The organism is Ruegeria sp. CF2 (assembly GCF_056537385.1).
On record NZ_JBQFRL010000004.1, the window covers coordinates 282,845 to 299,734 of the forward strand.

At 63.5% G+C, this 16,890-nt stretch carries 17 protein-coding genes; 13 read left to right on the forward strand and 4 right to left on the reverse strand.

Annotated elements, in window-relative coordinates; genetic code table 11:
- Positions 1 to 4: 4 nt before the first annotated feature.
- Genes ACR0IR_RS16890 through ACR0IR_RS16900 form a run of 3 tightly spaced genes read right to left on the reverse strand, consistent with a single transcriptional unit; the run spans position 5 to position 2,652 of the window.
- Positions 5 to 820 (reverse strand): CbbQ/NirQ/NorQ/GpvN family protein, encoded by an 816-nt coding sequence (locus tag ACR0IR_RS16890; protein WP_437342620.1) that lies wholly within the window; start codon positions 818 to 820, stop codon positions 5 to 7.
- Positions 820 to 2,187, reverse strand: a complete 1,368-nt coding sequence (locus ACR0IR_RS16895; RefSeq protein ID WP_170359704.1) for a cbb3-type cytochrome c oxidase subunit I — start codon at positions 2,185 to 2,187, stop codon at positions 820 to 822. Before ACR0IR_RS16895 ends, ACR0IR_RS16890 begins: the two co-directional genes overlap by 1 nt.
- Positions 2,188 to 2,202: 15 nt before the next feature.
- Positions 2,203 to 2,652, reverse strand: a complete 450-nt coding sequence (locus ACR0IR_RS16900) for a c-type cytochrome (RefSeq protein ID WP_480779149.1) — start codon at positions 2,650 to 2,652, stop codon at positions 2,203 to 2,205.
- Positions 2,653 to 2,896: 244 nt separating this feature from the next.
- Between ACR0IR_RS16900 and ACR0IR_RS16905 the strand changes: the two genes are divergently transcribed.
- Positions 2,897 to 3,997, forward strand: a complete 1,101-nt coding sequence (locus ACR0IR_RS16905) for a Hint domain-containing protein (protein WP_170366041.1) — start codon at positions 2,897 to 2,899, stop codon at positions 3,995 to 3,997.
- Positions 3,998 to 4,002: 5 nt separating this feature from the next.
- On the opposite strand, the gene ACR0IR_RS16910 is transcribed toward ACR0IR_RS16905, so the two are convergent.
- Positions 4,003 to 5,196 (reverse strand): NnrS family protein, encoded by a 1,194-nt coding sequence (locus ACR0IR_RS16910; RefSeq protein WP_170366042.1) that lies wholly within the window; start codon positions 5,194 to 5,196, stop codon positions 4,003 to 4,005.
- A 233-nt stretch (positions 5,197 to 5,429) separates the two neighbouring features.
- Between ACR0IR_RS16910 and ACR0IR_RS16915 the strand changes: the two genes are divergently transcribed.
- The 12 genes from ACR0IR_RS16915 (at position 5,430) to ACR0IR_RS16970 (ending at position 16,853) form a co-directional block, all read left to right on the forward strand.
- Positions 5,430 to 7,106: a cytochrome D1 domain-containing protein gene (locus ACR0IR_RS16915; protein ID WP_170366043.1), complete on the forward strand. Its 1,677-nt coding sequence runs from the start codon at positions 5,430 to 5,432 to the stop codon at positions 7,104 to 7,106.
- 145 nt (positions 7,107 to 7,251) lie between these two features.
- Positions 7,252 to 9,039, forward strand: coding sequence for a NapC/NirT family cytochrome c (locus tag ACR0IR_RS16920; protein WP_170366044.1), 1,788 nt, complete (start codon positions 7,252 to 7,254; stop codon positions 9,037 to 9,039).
- Between the two features lie 54 nt (positions 9,040 to 9,093).
- The gene (locus ACR0IR_RS16925; RefSeq protein WP_170366046.1) at positions 9,094 to 9,501 is read left to right on the forward strand and encodes a cupredoxin domain-containing protein; all 408 of its coding nucleotides are present in this window, start codon (positions 9,094 to 9,096) and stop codon (positions 9,499 to 9,501) included.
- A gap of 213 nt (positions 9,502 to 9,714) precedes the next feature.
- Positions 9,715 to 10,476, forward strand: a complete 762-nt coding sequence (cobA, locus tag ACR0IR_RS16930) for a uroporphyrinogen-III C-methyltransferase (RefSeq protein WP_170366048.1) — start codon at positions 9,715 to 9,717, stop codon at positions 10,474 to 10,476.
- Positions 10,469 to 10,819, forward strand: coding sequence for a c-type cytochrome (locus tag ACR0IR_RS16935; protein ID WP_170391604.1), 351 nt, complete (start codon positions 10,469 to 10,471; stop codon positions 10,817 to 10,819). Before cobA ends, ACR0IR_RS16935 begins: the two co-directional genes overlap by 8 nt.
- A complete protein-coding gene (locus ACR0IR_RS16940) occupies positions 10,816 to 11,964 on the forward strand; it encodes a cytochrome D1 domain-containing protein (protein WP_170366050.1) in 1,149 nt (382 codons plus the stop codon). Before ACR0IR_RS16935 ends, ACR0IR_RS16940 begins: the two co-directional genes overlap by 4 nt.
- Positions 11,965 to 11,967: 3 nt before the next feature.
- On the forward strand, positions 11,968 to 12,957 hold the full coding sequence (ahbB, locus tag ACR0IR_RS16945) for a siroheme decarboxylase subunit beta (RefSeq protein ID WP_170366052.1): 990 nt from the start codon (positions 11,968 to 11,970) through the stop codon (positions 12,955 to 12,957).
- Complete coding sequence (locus tag ACR0IR_RS16950) at positions 12,954 to 13,406, forward strand: Lrp/AsnC family transcriptional regulator (RefSeq protein WP_170366054.1); 453 nt, start codon at positions 12,954 to 12,956, stop codon at positions 13,404 to 13,406. The genes ahbB (ACR0IR_RS16945) and ACR0IR_RS16950 overlap by 4 nt, the downstream gene beginning before the upstream one ends.
- Complete coding sequence (gene ahbB / locus ACR0IR_RS16955; RefSeq protein WP_170366056.1) at positions 13,403 to 13,885, forward strand: siroheme decarboxylase subunit beta; 483 nt, start codon at positions 13,403 to 13,405, stop codon at positions 13,883 to 13,885. Before ACR0IR_RS16950 ends, ahbB (ACR0IR_RS16955) begins: the two co-directional genes overlap by 4 nt.
- Positions 13,886 to 13,890: 5 nt before the next feature.
- The gene (gene nirJ / locus ACR0IR_RS16960) at positions 13,891 to 15,105 is read left to right on the forward strand and encodes a heme d1 biosynthesis radical SAM protein NirJ (RefSeq protein ID WP_170366057.1); all 1,215 of its coding nucleotides are present in this window, start codon (positions 13,891 to 13,893) and stop codon (positions 15,103 to 15,105) included.
- Positions 15,080 to 16,633: a nitrite reductase gene (locus ACR0IR_RS16965; RefSeq protein ID WP_170366059.1), complete on the forward strand. Its 1,554-nt coding sequence runs from the start codon at positions 15,080 to 15,082 to the stop codon at positions 16,631 to 16,633. The genes nirJ and ACR0IR_RS16965 overlap by 26 nt, the downstream gene beginning before the upstream one ends.
- On the forward strand, positions 16,590 to 16,853 hold the full coding sequence (locus ACR0IR_RS16970; protein ID WP_170359679.1) for a hypothetical protein: 264 nt from the start codon (positions 16,590 to 16,592) through the stop codon (positions 16,851 to 16,853). The genes ACR0IR_RS16965 and ACR0IR_RS16970 overlap by 44 nt, the downstream gene beginning before the upstream one ends.
- Positions 16,854 to 16,890: the final 37 nt, after the last annotated feature.

Genomic DNA, 16,890 nt, shown 5'->3' on the forward strand with positions numbered 1-16,890 from the left:
GGCCTCACCCAAAGACGGCGGTGACAAGATCGAGGAGCCCGCGTTTGATATCCTCATCATCAGTGAGAGGTTCGATCATGGCGGCAAGGATGGCGCGGTCGGTGGACATGCCCTGCGCGATCAGCGACGCGGCATAGACGACCAGGCGGGTGGATACGCCTTCCTCGAGGTCCTGACCCTTGAGCCCGCGCAGCTTGCCCGCCAGCCGCACCAGCGGCTTGCAGCGGTCCAGCGGCAGTCCGCTTTCCTGCGCGACCACCTCGGCCTCCATCTGAGGCGAGGGGAAGTCGAATTCCAGCGAGATGAACCGTTGCCGGGTCGAGGGTTTGAGGGTTTTCAGGATGTTCTGATAGCCGGGGTTGTAGGACGCCACCAGCATGAAGCCGGGCGCGGCCTCAAGCTCTTCGCCGGTGCGGTCGATCGGCAGGATGCGCCGGTCGTCGGTCAGCGGGTGCAGCACCACGGTCACGTCCTTGCGCGCCTCGACCACCTCGTCCAGGTAACAGATCGCGCCCTCGCGCACCGCGCGGGTCAGGGGACCATCGACCCAGACGGTCTCGCCGCCTTTCAGCAGGTAGCGCCCGATCAGGTCGGCGGCGGCCAGGTCGTCGTGGCAGGCCACGGTATAGAGCGGCCGACCCAGACTGGCGGCCATATGGGACACGAAGCGGGTCTTGCCGCAACCTGTCGGGCCTTTCAGCAGGACCGGCAGCTTGTTGGTATAGGCGGCGGCGAACACGTCGCATTCGTCGCCCTGGGGCAGGTAGAAGGGGGCGTCTGCCGCCCCCGTTCCCAGTTTCATGGAGCCGTCCATATTCATCACTCCGCCGGGGTTTCCGCGACGCCGGGTTCGATGACCTCTTTGCGCGGAACCCAGATCGAGTAGATGAACAGCAGCGCACCGATGACCACGACCAGACCGGAGCCGAAGCGCATCCAGTAGAAGATCGCGACCTGATCCTGCACATCCATGTAGTAGTCACCCACCACGCGCTGCATGTGCGTCTGGACGGTGCCGGCAAAGGTCAGCACGAAGGTCATGAAGACCATGCCGCCGGTCATCAGCCAGAACGAGGCCATGTTCAGCACCTGATTGTACGGATCACGGTTCTTCAGGATCGGCATCGCATAGGTGAAGATCGCCAGGTTGAGGCAGACATAGGCGCCGTAGAAGGCCAGGTGCCCGTGCGCCGCCGTGATCTGCGTACCGTGGGTATAGTAGTTCACCCCGTGCAGCGTGTGCAGGAAGCCCCAGACGCCGGCGCCGAAGAAGGCCAGCGTGGCACAGCCCAGCGACCACAGCAGCGCGGCCTTGTTGGGGTGGTCCCGACGGCCCTTCCAGACCATGACGAACGCAAAGGCCATCATCGCAAAGAACGGGATCACCTCGAGGCTTGAGAAGATCGACCCGATCCACTGCCAGTAACCCGGCGTACCGATCCAGTAGTAGTGGTGGCCGGTGCCCAAAATGCCCGAGAACAACGCGGCGGCGACGATGACATACAGCCATTTCTCGACCACCTCGCGGTCAACTCCGGTCAGCTTGAGCATCAGGTAGGCCAGGATCGAGGCCATGATCAGCTCCCACACGCCTTCGACCCACAGGTGAACGACGTACCACCAGTACTGCTTGTCGAGGCTCAGGTTGCCCGGGTTGTAGAAGGCGAACAGGAACAGCAGCGCCAGACCCCACAGGCCCAGCAGCAGGATGTTTGTGATGGCGGTCTTCTTGCCCTTCAGAACGGTCAACGACACGTTGTAGAGGAAGATCAGCGCTGCCACGACGATGCCGGCCTTGACCCATTTGGGTTGTTCAAGGAACTCGCGCCCCTCTTTGCCCAGCAGCCAGTTGCCTTCGAACAGGTTGAAGACATAGGTCAGCACCACACCCAGCGTGCCCAGAATCAGGATCGCCAGCTGGATATAGGCCAGCTTGGTCGAGTGGATCTCGCGCTCGGCCTCTTCGGGGATCAGGAAATAGGCCGCGCCAAAAAAGCCGGTGATCAACCACACGATCAGCGCGTTGGTGTGCAGCATCCGCACGATATTGAACGGCAGAAGCTCGCTCAGAAAGTTGGGGGATACATAGATCCAGCCGGCCAGCAGACCGCCGATCACCTGGATCGCGAACAGGCCCATTGCGAATGCGAAATAGGCATAGGCCACTTTTTGGGATTCGTATTTCATTGCTCCGTTCCCTTCTCAGCCCGCGTCATTCGGGGGCCAGTCCTGAGCGTCGATATTGTCCGTCCAGATCAGGAAGTTGGCCAGATCACGGATCTCTTCGTCGCTGAGGTTGAACCTTGGCATCTGCCGGCGACCGGGAATGCCGGTGGGTTGCGCCTCCATCCAGCCCTTGAGGGTTTCAAAGGCCGATTCCGGGTCGTCCAGAACGCCCCAGCGGGTCATCACGTTGGCGACCTCCGGGGCGAAATAGGCACCCTCACCCATGATCGAGTGACAGTTGATGCAGGCGTGTTTTTCCCAGACGTGTTTGCCCCGGATCACGCTCTCATCCAGCTTCGCCGAGTTCGGCGAATTGACGATGTACAGGTGTGAGTGGGCCGACAGGGCCAGAAAGATTAAAATGAAGAACAGTGACCCGCCATAGAATATGTTGCGGGCCATGCTCTTGGTCATGACTTCTCGCATTGCGCTCTCCTTTGCGCCGCTTTGCTGGTGGGGGGACAATGGCGGGATGGGCGGTTTGCCGCCTTAACGAAAGTCAAGACTCTGTCCTGGCACGCGGCCAATAGGCTACATTCCCTTAAAATAAGCGTGAAATGCCCCGAAATCGCCTTGAACCGCTGCTATCAGGGTGCGAAGTCAGATGGAGTTTCCGGGTCCGTGATGTGCTGTTCCGGTGTCTTTGATTCAGCGAGTGAACGAGTAAGAGATGGCGAACTATTCCTATATCGGCTACGCGCCAGGGGTGATCACGGTCAATTTTATCGGCCCTGATACCGTAACTCTCAGCGCCGGTTTCGACCCGGACACCGACCGTCGGGTTTTCGATGTAGCGGATGCGGCCGGCGGTACGCTCGTGAACGGGGACCCGGACAACGGAACTGATTTCAACGGCGACCGCTTCAACAACGAGATCGGCGATGACCTGACGCAGACAGGCGTTGTCACCAGCCTTGACGGATCAACCACGTTTGATTCCGGGGCCATCTATCTGGAAGAATCCTATGCCCTGACCAAACCGGGCGGCGGTACGATCAACATGTACCGCGTCGAGGTTGAGGGGAATCTGGTCGGGTATATCACCTCTGAACCCCTTGTTCCGGGGACCACCTATTCGATGGTCCGATCGAATGTGACCCCGTCGAACGCACCGGACACCTCCGATCCCACTGCCATTGTCGACGTGCCCTGCTTTACCGCCGGTACGCTGATCGAAACACCCACCGGCGCCAAGGCGATAGAAGATCTGACCGAAGGCGATCTGGTTCTGACGCTCGATCACGGCTCGCAACCGATTCGCTGGGTCGGCTCGCGCATCCTGACGTCGGTCGATTTGCAGGCCAACCCACGCCTGCGTCCGATCTGTGTATCAGCCGGAGCGCTGGGAGCGGGTCTACCGCGGCGCGACCTGCGGGTCTCTCCGCAGCACCGGATGCTGGTTCGCTCGGCGATCGCCGTGCGCATGTTCGACGCCCAAGAGGTGCTGATCCCAGCCCACAAGCTGGTCGGCGTTCCCGGCGTTCATGTCGATGAAACCGCCAGCAGCGTGACGTACTACCACATTCTGTTCGACCGCCATGAAATCGTGACCGCCGAGGGGGCTCCGTCGGAAAGCCTGTACACCGGGCCCGAGGCTCTCAAAAGCATTGGCCGCGATGCCCGAGACGAGATCTTCGAGATTTTCCCCGAGCTTGACGATCCGGATCATGTCCCGATCGCCGCTCGGCCCATTCCCGAAACCGGCAAGCGTGCGCGGCACATGATCCATCGGCATGTCAAAAACGCGCGACCATTGATCGACCGGGCCTGAGCCGCTCAGGACGGTACCGCACGCGGACCCACCAAGGCCGGCCACATCGCCACCACATACAGCGCCATCGCGCTGATCCACAGCCCGTCGGCGACCAGCATGGCGGTCAGAAATTGCGCGTCCAACCCGGACCCAATCCAGCGCAAAATCGCGGCCAGAGCCATCGCGCCATAGGCGACGACCACCGGCGCGGGGGCGACCAGCGCCCGGCCACTATGGCCAAGCGCCGCGCGGCTCATGACCGCCAGGGTCATCCCGCCGACGCAGCCGATGCCCAACACATGCAGCGCACCAAGTTCACTGCCGAAGCCCAACAGGCTCATTCCCCACAGAACCAAGCCAAGGCCCAGCATCCCCAGGGCCAGATGCAGCGCAAACAGGATCGGCTGCCGGAGCGCCCAAGCCCCCCGCCAACCTGACAGGCGCAAGCCCTGTATCACTCCGAGGACCAGTGCCAAAATCGCGACCGCGTACCCGGCCCCGAAGATCAGCATCGCAGCGGGCAGCAGCAGGGCCAGCACCATGTTGCTTTTTTCCATCCAATCACGACTGACAGGCCAGTCAGCTTCGGGCACGCCTGCGCGCTTCATTGCGTTGCGCGTAAAGGCCGGAGTGATCCGACCTCCCAGAATGGCGATCATGGAACACAAGGCCAGCAAACCTGTGCGCAGACCGACATCCAGGGTTCCGGCTGTCACACCGATCCAGTCCAGATGGGTCAACAGGTTGGACACCCAGATGTAGGCCAGCAACAGAAGAAAGATCATGTTCTGCGGTTTTGGTCGCCGGATCAGCTGGGTGGCGATCTTGGCCGCAAGAACCGGCACGAAGGCGAGATCGAGCACCGCGACAATCACCGGGTCGATCACACCCGAAAACCACAGTGCCACGCGACCGGCCAACCACAGCGCCGCTGCAGCGGCAATAAACAAGCGCCGCGCCTCGGGGGCGCCGGTCCAGTTGGGAACTGCGGTCAGAAAGAACCCGCCCAGTGCGGCACTGGCATAACCAAAAATCATCTCGTGCGCGTGCCACATCGGCGGGCTCATGGCATAGGGCGCCTCGGTCCATATTTCGATCCCTGCCAGCGTTGCCAGCCACCCTCCCCAGGCCAGACCGGCAAACACGCCGTAAAGACCTGCAAACAGAAAAAAGACCCGGAACCCCTCACCCATAACGCGCGTGATTGCCGATGGCATGCCTGCTCTCCTTGGCCAAGCTGTTCGATGGCCAAGCACTAGCAACCGGCGGACCCGCGCCCCTTAACCAAAATCAAGCGTCGGCGAAAACATGACCCCAAAAAGCACTTATTTTCATGGCTTTTTTCCACCCCATTTCCCTCTGAACGCCCCCTCCGTTGACTTTCGTCAAGGAGAAGACGCCCATCCCGGCGCAGTGTCCGGCCTGCCTCACCAGCAAACGGAGAGTGATCATGTCACTTGGAATCAGCCATTACACCACCGGCCGCGCCTTCAGGGTCGGTCTGGCCATATTGTTGGGCAGCGTCGCTGCTCCGACATTCGCCGAAGAGCCAACCCTGAGCGACGAAGCCTTCGAGGCTTCGAAACAGCTCTACTTCGAACAATGTGCCGGCTGCCACGGCGTGCTGCGCAAGGGCGCCACCGGCAAGAACCTCGAGCCACACTGGAAGAAAACCGCAGCCGACGGCACCGTGACCGAAGGCGGCACCTTGCAACTGGGCCAGGAGCGCCTTGAAAAGATCATCGCGTGGGGCACCGAAGGCGGTATGAACAACTTCTCGGACATCATGACCGAGGAGCAGATCCGCGACATGGCGACCTACATCATGATGGACCCGCCCAAGCCGCCGGAAATGTCGCTGGAACAGATGAAGGCGACCCGCAAGGTCTATGTCGAAGAGGCAGACTATCCGACCGAGCCGCTGCACGGTCGCAACTGGGAGAACTTCTTCGTCGTCATCGAACGTGACGTGGGCAAGGTGGCCGTAATCGACGGCGACACCAAAGAGGTGCTGACCCACATCCCCACCGGCTATGCCGTGCACGTTCTGAAAGCGTCCGAACACCACAGCCTGACCGAACCGGAACATCCCGGCCGTTTCTGGTACACCATGGGTCGCGACGGCAAGATGACCAAAATCGACCTCTGGCAGACGCCGGACAAGATGTTGGTCTCGGAGGTCAAGATCGCCTATGACGCCCGCGACGTCGCAGTTTCCGGCGATGGCAAATACGTCATCGGTGGTGGTTACTGGCCGCCGCACTTCGCGATCGTTGACGCCAAAACCATGGAACCGCTCAAGGTCGTTTCGACCCGCGGCGTGAACGTGGACGGCGACTATGTCGAAGAAAGCCGCGTGGCCGCGATCTACACGACACCAAACGAACCGACCTGGATCGTCGCCGTGAAAGAGTTGGGCCAGTTGTGGCAGGTCGATTACACAGACCTCGACAACCTGCGCATCGACAAGATCGACAGCGCCAAGTTCCTGCATGACGGGTTCTTTGACCCGACGGGCCGCTATTTCCAGATCGCCGCAAACGCGTCGAACAAAATGGTGGTCGTCGATACCGAAACCCACAAGCTGGAGGCGATGATCGACACCGCTGCCCTGCCGCACCCCGGACCGGGCGCAAACTGGGTCGATCCGAACTGTGGACCGGTTGCCGGCACGACCCACCTGGGTGTGGGTACCGTGACCGTTTGGGGCAACGACCCCGAAGGCCACCCGGATCAGGCTTGGAAGGTCTGCTACGAAGTAGAGACGGACGGCCCCGGCCTGTTTGTCCGTACCCACCCGAACTCGGACTACATCTGGGCTGACCAGACCAAACACCCCGAGCCGGAAATCCAGCAGTCGGTGCAGGTCATCTCGAAAGAGACCGGCGAGATCGTGAAAACGATCCAGATCACCGAGGACGAAGGCAGTGCCGCCGTTCACTTTGAATTCAATGCCGACGGCACCGAGGTCTGGGTCTCCAAGTGGAACCTGTCGGACTCCAAGGAACCCAACGGTCAGATCGTGATCTTCGACGCCAAGACGCTGGAAGAGATCGGCCGCATCGACGGGCTCTATGCGCCGACCGGCAAGTTCAACGTCTACAACCGCTCGAACCACGTCACCTGACGGGTTGGCAGCAAGCACAGGAAAGGGCGGGCCCCTCGCCCGCCCTTTCCACGTTTGTCCGTGGCGCCCTGCCCGGCATCCCAACCGCCATTCCAACCGGCCTGACACCCAAGGCCAGACATGACAGCCAAAACGGAGCCTGGACATGACCCAGTCCGAACCGGAAAAGAAAAAACCGATCTGGCGCCGGTATTTCCTGTGGGGAATGCCCGTGGCCGGCATTGCCGCGGCCTTTGTCGCCGGCATCATCTTCTGGGGCGGGTTCAACACCGCCATGGAAGCCACCAACACCGAGAAATTCTGTGTCTCGTGCCATGAGATGCGCGACTATATCTACACCGAGTACAAGGGCACGATCCATGACGTGAACCGTTCGGGCGTGGGCGCGGTCTGTTCGGACTGCCACGTGCCCAAGGACTGGACGCACAAGATCATCCGCAAGATCAAAGCCTCGAGAGAGCTGTACGGCAAGATGGTTGGCTCGATCAGCACGCCCGAGAAATTCGAGGCCAAGCGCATCCATCTGGCCATGAACGAATGGCAGCGGATGAAAAAGACCGACTCGCGCGAGTGCCGCAACTGCCACGATTTCGAGTCGATGATGCCCGAGTTCCAGAAGCCACGCGCGCGGCAGCAGCACCTGAACGCGATGGAGGTGGGCCAGACCTGCATCGACTGCCACAAGGGTATCGCACACTCGAACATCCGTGACCGCGCACCCGAAGATTTTCTGGAAGAGCTCGAAGCCCCGAACCCGGCCTTCGCCCGTCCGATCCCGCCGGAATACCTGGCCAGCCTGGAGCGGATCGAAGCCAAGGAGGCCGCCGAGGCCGAAGCCGAGAAAGCCGCCCGCAAAGCCCAGCAGGAGGCGGTGCAGGCGCAGATCGCTGCAGCGGTCGACACCGCCTTGGCCGAGGAACGCGCCAAGGCCGATGGCACCGCAACCGACGCCGCGGCCTCGGGCGGCAGCGACGTTGGTGGCAACATCGACTGGAACGACGTGGCCAGCACCGATCTGAAACTGTTCTATCCGGGACAGGCTTCGTTCGAATGGGTGCAGAACGGCAAGACCCACGGTGGCGCACGCCCTCTGACCAAGGGTGGCGACCAGTGCTCGACCTGCCACGCCAAGGAGCTGGACGCGATCGGCAACAAGATCGTCGCTGGCGGTGATCTCGAACCGACCCCCATCCCCGGCAAGCGCGGGGTGATCGACGCTACGGTTCAGGCCGCGCATGACGACGAAAACCTGTATATCCGGCTGCAATGGGCGGATGCGGGCCACAATCCCGCGCCCTTCGTCGACGGCGGTAAGATGGACCCGGACAACCCGATCAAGGTCGCCATGATGATCACCGGCACCGGGATCGAGCTGGGCGAACAGGTGGGGTGCTGGGCCTCGTGCCACGCCGACAACACCTATATGCCCTTTGCGCCCGATGCCGAAACCATCGCCGCCAACCCGGACGTGGCCGCACGCCTGACGGCCAAGGACACCGTCACCAAGTACATCAGCGAAAGCCGCACCGAGGTCGAAGTCAAAGGCCGGCGCGGCAAGCCGCTAGGCGGCTGGGACAAGCTGCAGGCCGAAGAGCAGATCGCGCAATACCTGCAGGACGGCACATTCCTTGACCTGATGCGCGTCTATGCCGACGGCAGCGCCACCAATGGCTATCTGCTGGAACAGCGCGTGGTCAACGATGGCGAGATCTCGGCCTCGGCCAGCCTGTCGGGCGGCATGTGGACGGTGGTGTTCTCGCGGCCGCTGAACTCGGGCGCACCGGGCGACGTGCCGCTGGAGCCGGGCAAGACCTACACGGTGGGCTTTGCCATCCACGATGACCACTCGGCCGCACGGTTCCACCACGTCACGCTGAACACCAGCCTCGCGCTGGATGACGACAGCGCCGACATCAACGTGGTCAAACAGTAACGAAAAGGGGCCGGCGATACGGCCCCTTTTCCACGGCCGAGGAGACACGCGACCATGACGACCAAGCCCCTTCTGACCACAGTCCTGACCCTTGTTGCCGCCGAACCGGCCCTGGCCGATGAAGCCGACCAGATCTGCGCCGAGGCCGAGGAACGCTATGTCGAACTCTTCGGCGGACCTTCTGACGCCGTGCAGGATGCCGAGGTGGTGCTGATGTACAAGTACCACTTCTGCCCGGCCCAGATCACGGTCAAGCCCGGCACCACGGTGCGCTGGGTCAACGTGGACAAGCGCACCAGCCACTCGGTGCTGTTGAAGGACGGCAGCCAGCCCGAATCCGACCGCATCTTCCCCGAGGAATCGGTCGAGATGACGTTCCTTGAACCCGGCCCGCAGAACTATCTGTGCGGCCCGCATTGGGAAACGCAGAACATGGTCGGCATGGTCACCGTCGAGCCCTGAACGCAGGCAGACATACAGGCAAACTAAAGGAGCGCGGGCGCAAATCCCGCGCTCCTTAACTTATGTCAAGGAGGCCTCTTTGCGAATGCGCCAGTCTGCGGCCATGACACGCCCGGCCATCCCAGCAACGTCCCGATCCGCCGCTCTGTCCGCGCTCGGAACCGACCGGAACACCCGGGTCCCGATGACATTCAGACCAAGCGAGATTGCACCATGAGCGGTAAGGTTTTTCTGATCGGCGCCGGACCCGGAGACCCCGAATTGATGACCCTGCGCGCCTTGCGCATGCTGCGCGAGGCGGATGTGGTGGTCTACGACCGTCTGGTTTCGGAGGAGATCCTGGCCATGCACGCCCCCGGTGCGCGGCTGATCCCCGTGGGCAAGGCGCCCAAATGCCATACCGTGCCGCAGGACCGGATCAACCAGATCCTGCTGGAACAGGCCCGCGCGGGCCACAGGGTTGCCCGCCTCAAGGGGGGCGATCCGATGATCTTTGGCCGCGGCTCGGAAGAGGCGGCGTTTCTGATGGACCATGGCATTGCGGTTGAATACGCGCCCGGCATCACCGCGGCGCAGGGGGCAAGCTGTTCGACCGGCGTGCCGCTGACCCATCGCGGGCTGGCCACCTCGGTTCAATATGTCACCGGCCATCGTCAGGCCGATAAGGTGCTGGACCTCGACTGGAAGCGCCTGGCGGACCCTGACACCACCTTGGTCATCTACATGGGCGTCGCCAATATTGGCCAGATCGCCATGGGCCTGATGACCGAGAACCTGCCGGGAACGACCCCCGTCCTGGCCGTCGGCAAGGCGACAACCCCGGACGAACGCCGCCTTGTCTCGCGTCTGGACCGTGTCGCCGCCGACGTGCGCGCGGCCGGTCTGGCCGCCCCTACCCTGTTCATCATCGGCAAGGTCGTGTCGCTCTATGCCGAACGGCCGGTTGCCGAGTTGCTGGAGCACGCTCATGGCTAGGACTCTGCCCATTGAACCGGCCCGCCGGGACTGGCCCGGGCGCGCGGTGCTGACCGCCGCCGTGCTGGTGGCCACCTCAGCCTTTGCCGCCGACACGCTGGACCCCAACGCGCTGAAGCGTCTGGTGCATCAGGATTGCGGGTCCTGCCACGGCCTGACCCTGAAAGGCGGGCTGGGCCCCGATCTGCGGGCCGGAAACCTGCAGCACTATGACCCCGAAATCCTGACCGGCGTAATCCTGGACGGCATCCCCGACACGGCCATGCCGCCCTGGCGGCCCCTCATCAGCGAGGAAGAAGCCGAATGGATCGCCCGTTATCTGCTGAAACCGGAGGCCCAATGAAACAGTTTGTCCTTGGCCTCGCGGCCTCGTTGCTGATGACCGCAGCCCATGCCGAACCCACCGCCACCGGAGACCTGGGGCTGGTGATCGAACGGGCCACCGGCTCGGTCCTGCTGGTCGATCAGTCCGACCGCGCCGCGTTGGCCCGGATCGAAGGACTGGGCGATCTGTCCCATGCCTCGCTGGTCTATTCGCCCGACGAACGCTTCGCCTATGTGTTCGGGCGCGACGGCGGGCTGACCAAGGTCGATATCGTGACCCGTCAGATCGCCAAGCGCGTCGTGCAGGCCGGGAACGCCATCGGCGGGGCGATCTCTGACGACGGCACGCTGGTGGCGGTGTCGAACTATGAACCCGGCGGGGTGCACGTCTTTGACGCCGACACGCTGGATCTGGTGGCCGACATCCCCACCGGCAGCAAGACCATCGGCCTGGTCGATGCGCCCGGCCGCCGTTTCGTGTTCACCATGTGGGATAAGGGCGAAACCTGGATCGCCGATTTCGCGCGCGGCAACGACCCGCAGATCACCAAGATCACCGACATGGGCAAAAACCCCTATGACGCGCTGATCACCGCCAATGGCCGCACCTACATCACCGGCCTGTTCGGGCAGGACGGGCTGACCGCGCTGGACCTGTGGGCAGACACCCCCGAACCGATCCGGGTGCTGCCCGGCTATGGGCGCGGTCAACAGGAAATGCCCGTCTACAAGATGCCCCATCTGGAAGGCTGGGCGCATACGGGCGCCGAATTCGTATTGCCGGCCGTCGGCCATCACCAGGTGCTCTGGGTCGATGCCGACACACTCACGGAAACCGGGCGCACCCAGACGTATGGCCAGCCCGTCTTTGCCATGGCGCGGCCCGACGGCCGGCAGGTCTGGGTGAATTTCGCCCACCCGCTGAACGACACGATCCAGGTGATCGACACGGTCAGCAAACAGGTCATCCACGAGTTCAAACCCGGCCCGGCGGTGCTGCACATGGAGTTCACCCCGCGTGGGCACGAGGTCTGGATCAGCGTGCGCGATGCCAACAAGATCATGGTCTATGACACCCAAGGCTTTGAAAAGCTGCGGGAAATCCCAGCCGACAGCCCCTCGGGCATCTTCTTCACCGCGCGTGCGCACAGAACGGGGTTGTAAGCGATGTGCCATATCACCGACCCGATCGACCGCAGGCTGCTGGATGACTGGCAGCGCGATTTTCCCGTTGCCGACCGGCCGTTCCAAGTGCTGGCCGCGGCGCTGGGGCTGGATGAGGCCGAGGTGATCGACCGCCTCGCCCGCATGCGCGCTGCCGGGCGCATCACCCGCGTCGGCGCAACGGTCGCGCCCGGCGTGGCCTCGGCCAGCACCCTGGCCGCCGTTGCCGCGCCCGAGGACAAGGTGGAACAGATCGCCGCCCTGATCGACGCCGAGCCGGGCGTGAACCACAATTACCAGCGCGAGGATGACTGGAACCTGTGGTTCGTAGCCACTGGCCCCGACCGGGCACATGTGGACGCCACCGTGGCCCGGATCAGCGACCGCACCGGGCTGCGCGTGCTGGACCTGCGGCTGGTCCGCCCGTTCAACGTCGATCTGGGTTTTCGCATGTCCGATTGTTCGCGCCGCGTGCCACGGCCGCGTGCGGTCGACCGAAGTGTTCTGCGGCAAGGCGACCGCGACATCCTGCAGGCGCTCAGCGCGGGGCTGCCGCTGATGGCCGACCCCTATGCGGCGCTGGCCCGGTCCCTGAACCGCACCTCTGAGGACGTAATGGACCGCATCCGGGTATTGCACAGGGCCGGCGTCATCTCGCGCCTGGGGGTCATCGTGCGGCATCGGGCGCTGGGGTGGTCGGCCAACGCCATGGTCGTGTGGGACCTGCCCGCCGAGCGGATCGACCACGCGGGCCCCGCACTGGCCGCGCATCCCGGCGTGACCCTGTGCTATGAACGCCAGCCGGTCGAGGGCGTGTGGCCCTATCGGCTCTATTCCATGATCCACGCCCGGTCGCGCAGCGAGGCGCGGGGCATCCTAGCCGGCGCCGCCGCCCTGCCCGAACTGGAGGGCGCCGCGCAAAAGGTTCTGTTCTCGACCCGCTGCTTCAAACAGACCGGCGCATTGATCAAACCAAAAGAGGCCGCCGCATGACCCCGCTGGACGACACCGACCGCCGCCTGCTGAACCGCCTGCAGGAGGACCTGCCGCTGACCCCCCGCCCCTATGCCGATGTGGCGGCCGAGCTGGGGATCACCGAGCAGGACCTGCTGGACCGGCTGGCGCGGATGAAGGCCGACCGGATCATCACCCGGTTCGGCCCGTTCTTCGACGCCGCCGCCATGGGCGGGGATTTCTGCCTGTGCGCCATGGCGGTGCCCGAGGCCGAGTTTGAAACCGTCCTGACCAAAGTCAATGCGCACCCCGAGGTGGCGCATAATTATGAACGCACGCACCGGCTGAACATGTGGTTCGTTCTGGCGACCGAAACGCCCGAGGCGATCACCGCCACGGCCGACGCGATCGAACGCGAGACGGGACTCACGGTTCACCGGTTCCCGAAACTGCAGGAATTTTTCATCGGCTTCCGGGTGGCAGCATGATCGACGCAACCGACAGACGGATCATCGAGGCGCTGCAGGGCGGGCTGCCCCTGGTGCCCACGCCCTATGCGCAGGTCGCCGACGATCTGGGGATCGAGGAAGCCACCCTGCTGAACCGGCTGGCCGCGCTGAAAGCGCGCGGGGTAATCCGGCGGATCGCTGCGGCCCCCAACCACTACAAGCTGGGCATGACATCGAACGGCATGACCGTCTGGGACGTGCAGGACAACCTGATCGGCGAACTCGGCGCCCATATCGGAGCGCTACCCTTCGTCACCCATTGCTACGAACGGCCCCGCGCCCTGCCCGACTGGCCCTACAACCTGTTCGCCATGGTTCATGGCAGCTCGCCCGACGAGGTCGAACAGAAACGCGGCCAGATAGCCGCAATCCTTGGATCGGCCTGCCGGGGCAGCGACATCCTCTATTCCACGCGCATCCTGAAGAAAACCGGGCTGCGCCTGAAAGCGAAAGGCTGAGACCAATGTTCCGCCTGACCGAATACATGCAGCAGCTGGTCAACCCGACGCCGGTGCGCAAACGCCGCCCCGGACCGGTGAAGCCGGTGGTGATCTGGAACCTGACCCGGCGCTGCAACCTGAAATGCCGCCATTGCTACACCGTGTCTGCGGATGTGGCCTTCCCGGGCGAGCTCAGCCACGAGCAAGCCATGGTCACCCTTGAGGATCTGGGCCAGTTTCGCGTCCCGGCCCTGATCCTCTCGGGCGGGGAGCCATTGGACCGGTTCGATTTCTTTGACATCGCCCGGCGCGCGCGTCAGCTGGTGCCGATGCTGGCCCTGTCGACCAACGGCACGCGGATCCACGACGAAACGGCCGACATGATCGCCGACGTGGGTTTCAACTATGTCGGCATCTCGCTCGACGGGATCGGGGCCACGAATGACTGGTTCCGCGGTGTCGAGGGCGCCTTTGATGACGCCCTGCGCGGTGTGCGCGAATGCAAGAAGCGCGGCATCAAGGTGGGTCTTCGGTTCTGCCTGACCGAAGGCACCCAGCACCACCTGCCCGACCTTCTGAAACTGTGCGACGACGAGGGGGTGGACAAGTTCTATCTCTCGCATCTGGTCTATGCCGGGCGTGGCGACAAGAACCGGGGCGAGGACGCGGAACATCAGCGCACCCGGCAGGGGCTCGACCTGTTGCTGGACCGCGCATGGGAGGCTGCCTCGGGCGGGCGCCCGCTGGACATCGTGACCGGCAACAACGACGCCGATGCCGGGTATTTTCTGAACTGGGCCGCCGCCCGGTTCGACGCCGGCGCCGTCGCGCATGTGCGCGAACACCTGGCCCATTGGGGCGGCAATTCCAGCGGTCTGGGCGTGGCCAATATCGACAATCTGGGCCGCGTCCATCCCGATACCTACTGGTCGGACTACACGGTCGGCAACGTCAAGCTCACTCCGTTCTCCGAGCTGTGGTCCGGCGATGACCCGATGCTGGCCCTGCTGCGCACGCGGCCGCGCCCGTTGAAGGGGCGGTGCGGCACCTGCCGGTTGCAGGATGTCTGCGGCGGCAATACCCGCATCCGGGCCCTGCAACTGACCGGCGATCCGTGGGCCGAAGACCCGGCCTGCTACCTGACCAATGACGAAATCGGCGTGGACGGCGCGGGCGAGCGCCTGCAGGTCACGCCTTTCCGGGGGAAAAGCCATGATCCGGCGCATCAGTTCTTTTAAGGCACTCAAATTCGGTACTTTGTGCTCGGTGTTGCTAGCTGGAACGGCTTGGGCGGATGCTCAATCAGATTACGCCGAACATTGCGCCAGCTGCCATGGCGAGGCGCGGCTGGGCGGCGTCGGCCCGGCGCTGATCCCCGAAACGCTCAAACGCATGCGCGGCCCCCGCGTAGCCGCCGTCATCGCCGAGGGGCGCCCGGCCACCCAAATGCCCGCCTTCGCACACGAACTCGACGCGCTGCAGATCGAGGAACTGGCGGGCTGGCTGAAATCTCCGCTGGAGGTGGACCCCGAATGGGATGCCGAACAGATCATGGCCAGCCGTACTCTGGATGCCGATTACGCACCGGTCGATGCGCCGGTTTGGGACAGCGACCCTATGAACATCACGCTGGTGGTGGAAACCGGCGATCACCATGTCAGCGTTCTGGACGGCGACACGTTCGAGGTTCTGGACCGGTTCGAAACCCCCTTTGCCGTGCATGGCGGCCCCAAGTTCAGCCCCGACGGGCGCTATGTATTCATCATGTCGCGCGATGGCTGGGTGCAGAAATACGACATCTGGGCGTTGAAACAGGTGGGCCGCATCCGCGCCGGCCTGAACAGCCGCAACATCGCCATGTCGGGCGACGGCAAGTGGCTGGCCGTTGCGAACTATCTGCCCAACAGCCTGACCCTGCTGTCGACCGAGGATCTGTCGGTGGCCAGGGTGGTCGAGGTCAAGGGCAAGAAGGGCAAGCCCAGCCGGGTCTCGGCCGTGTACCAGGCCCCGCCGCGCGAAAGCTTCGTGCTGGCGCTCAAGGACGTGCCCGAGATCTGGGAAGTGTTCTATGGCGACAACCCGCCGCAATTCGGGCTGGGCCATGATTTCCGGATCGAGGGGCAGTTCAAGAACCCCGACCCCTTCCCCGTCCGCAAGATCACCACGCCCGACTATCTGGACGATTTCTTTTTCGACCAGAGCTATGAATACGTCATGGGCGCGTCGCGCGATGGCAAGGGCGGTCAGGTGATCGACCTTGTTATCGGGCAGAAAGTGGCGGATCTGGACCTGCCCGGCATGCCGCATCTGGGCTCGGGCATCACCTGGGAACGGGGTGGCACCACGGTGATGGCCACGCCGCACCTGACCGAAGGCACCATCTCGGTCATCGACATGGGCACCTGGGAAACGATCAGGCGGATCGAGACCGAAGGCCCGGGCTTTTTCATGCGCAGCCACGAGAACTCGCCCTATGTCTGGGCCGACGTGTTCTTTGGCCCCAACAAGGATGCGATGCATGTGATCGACAAGCAGAGCCTCGAGATCGTCAAAACCCTGCGGCCTGCGCCGGGCAAGACCGTGGCGCATGTGGAATTCACCCGCGACGGCGCCCATGCGCTGGTGTCGATCTGGGAGGATGACGGCGCGGTGATCGTCTATGACGCGCAGACGCTCGAGGAAATCAAACGCCTGCCGATGCGCAAACCTTCGGGGAAATACAATGTCTGGAACAAGATCACCTTCTCGGAAGGCACCAGCCACTGACGGGCGCTGGCCGGTCTGGAAACTGGCCCTTCTGATGTATCCGGCGACGGCGCTGACCGTCGCCATCAACCTGTTTCTGGCCGGGTTGATCGTCCATGCGCTGGGGTTCGGCGCCGTGACACCGGTGGGCGCGCTGATCTGGTGCGTGCCCCTTGGGGTTCCGGCCAGCTGGCTGGCGGGGCGCTGGGTGCGGCGGCTGATGGATGAGGCCGACGGCTGATCCCGGGCGAACGGCCGCCAAACCGAAGTGCCATTTT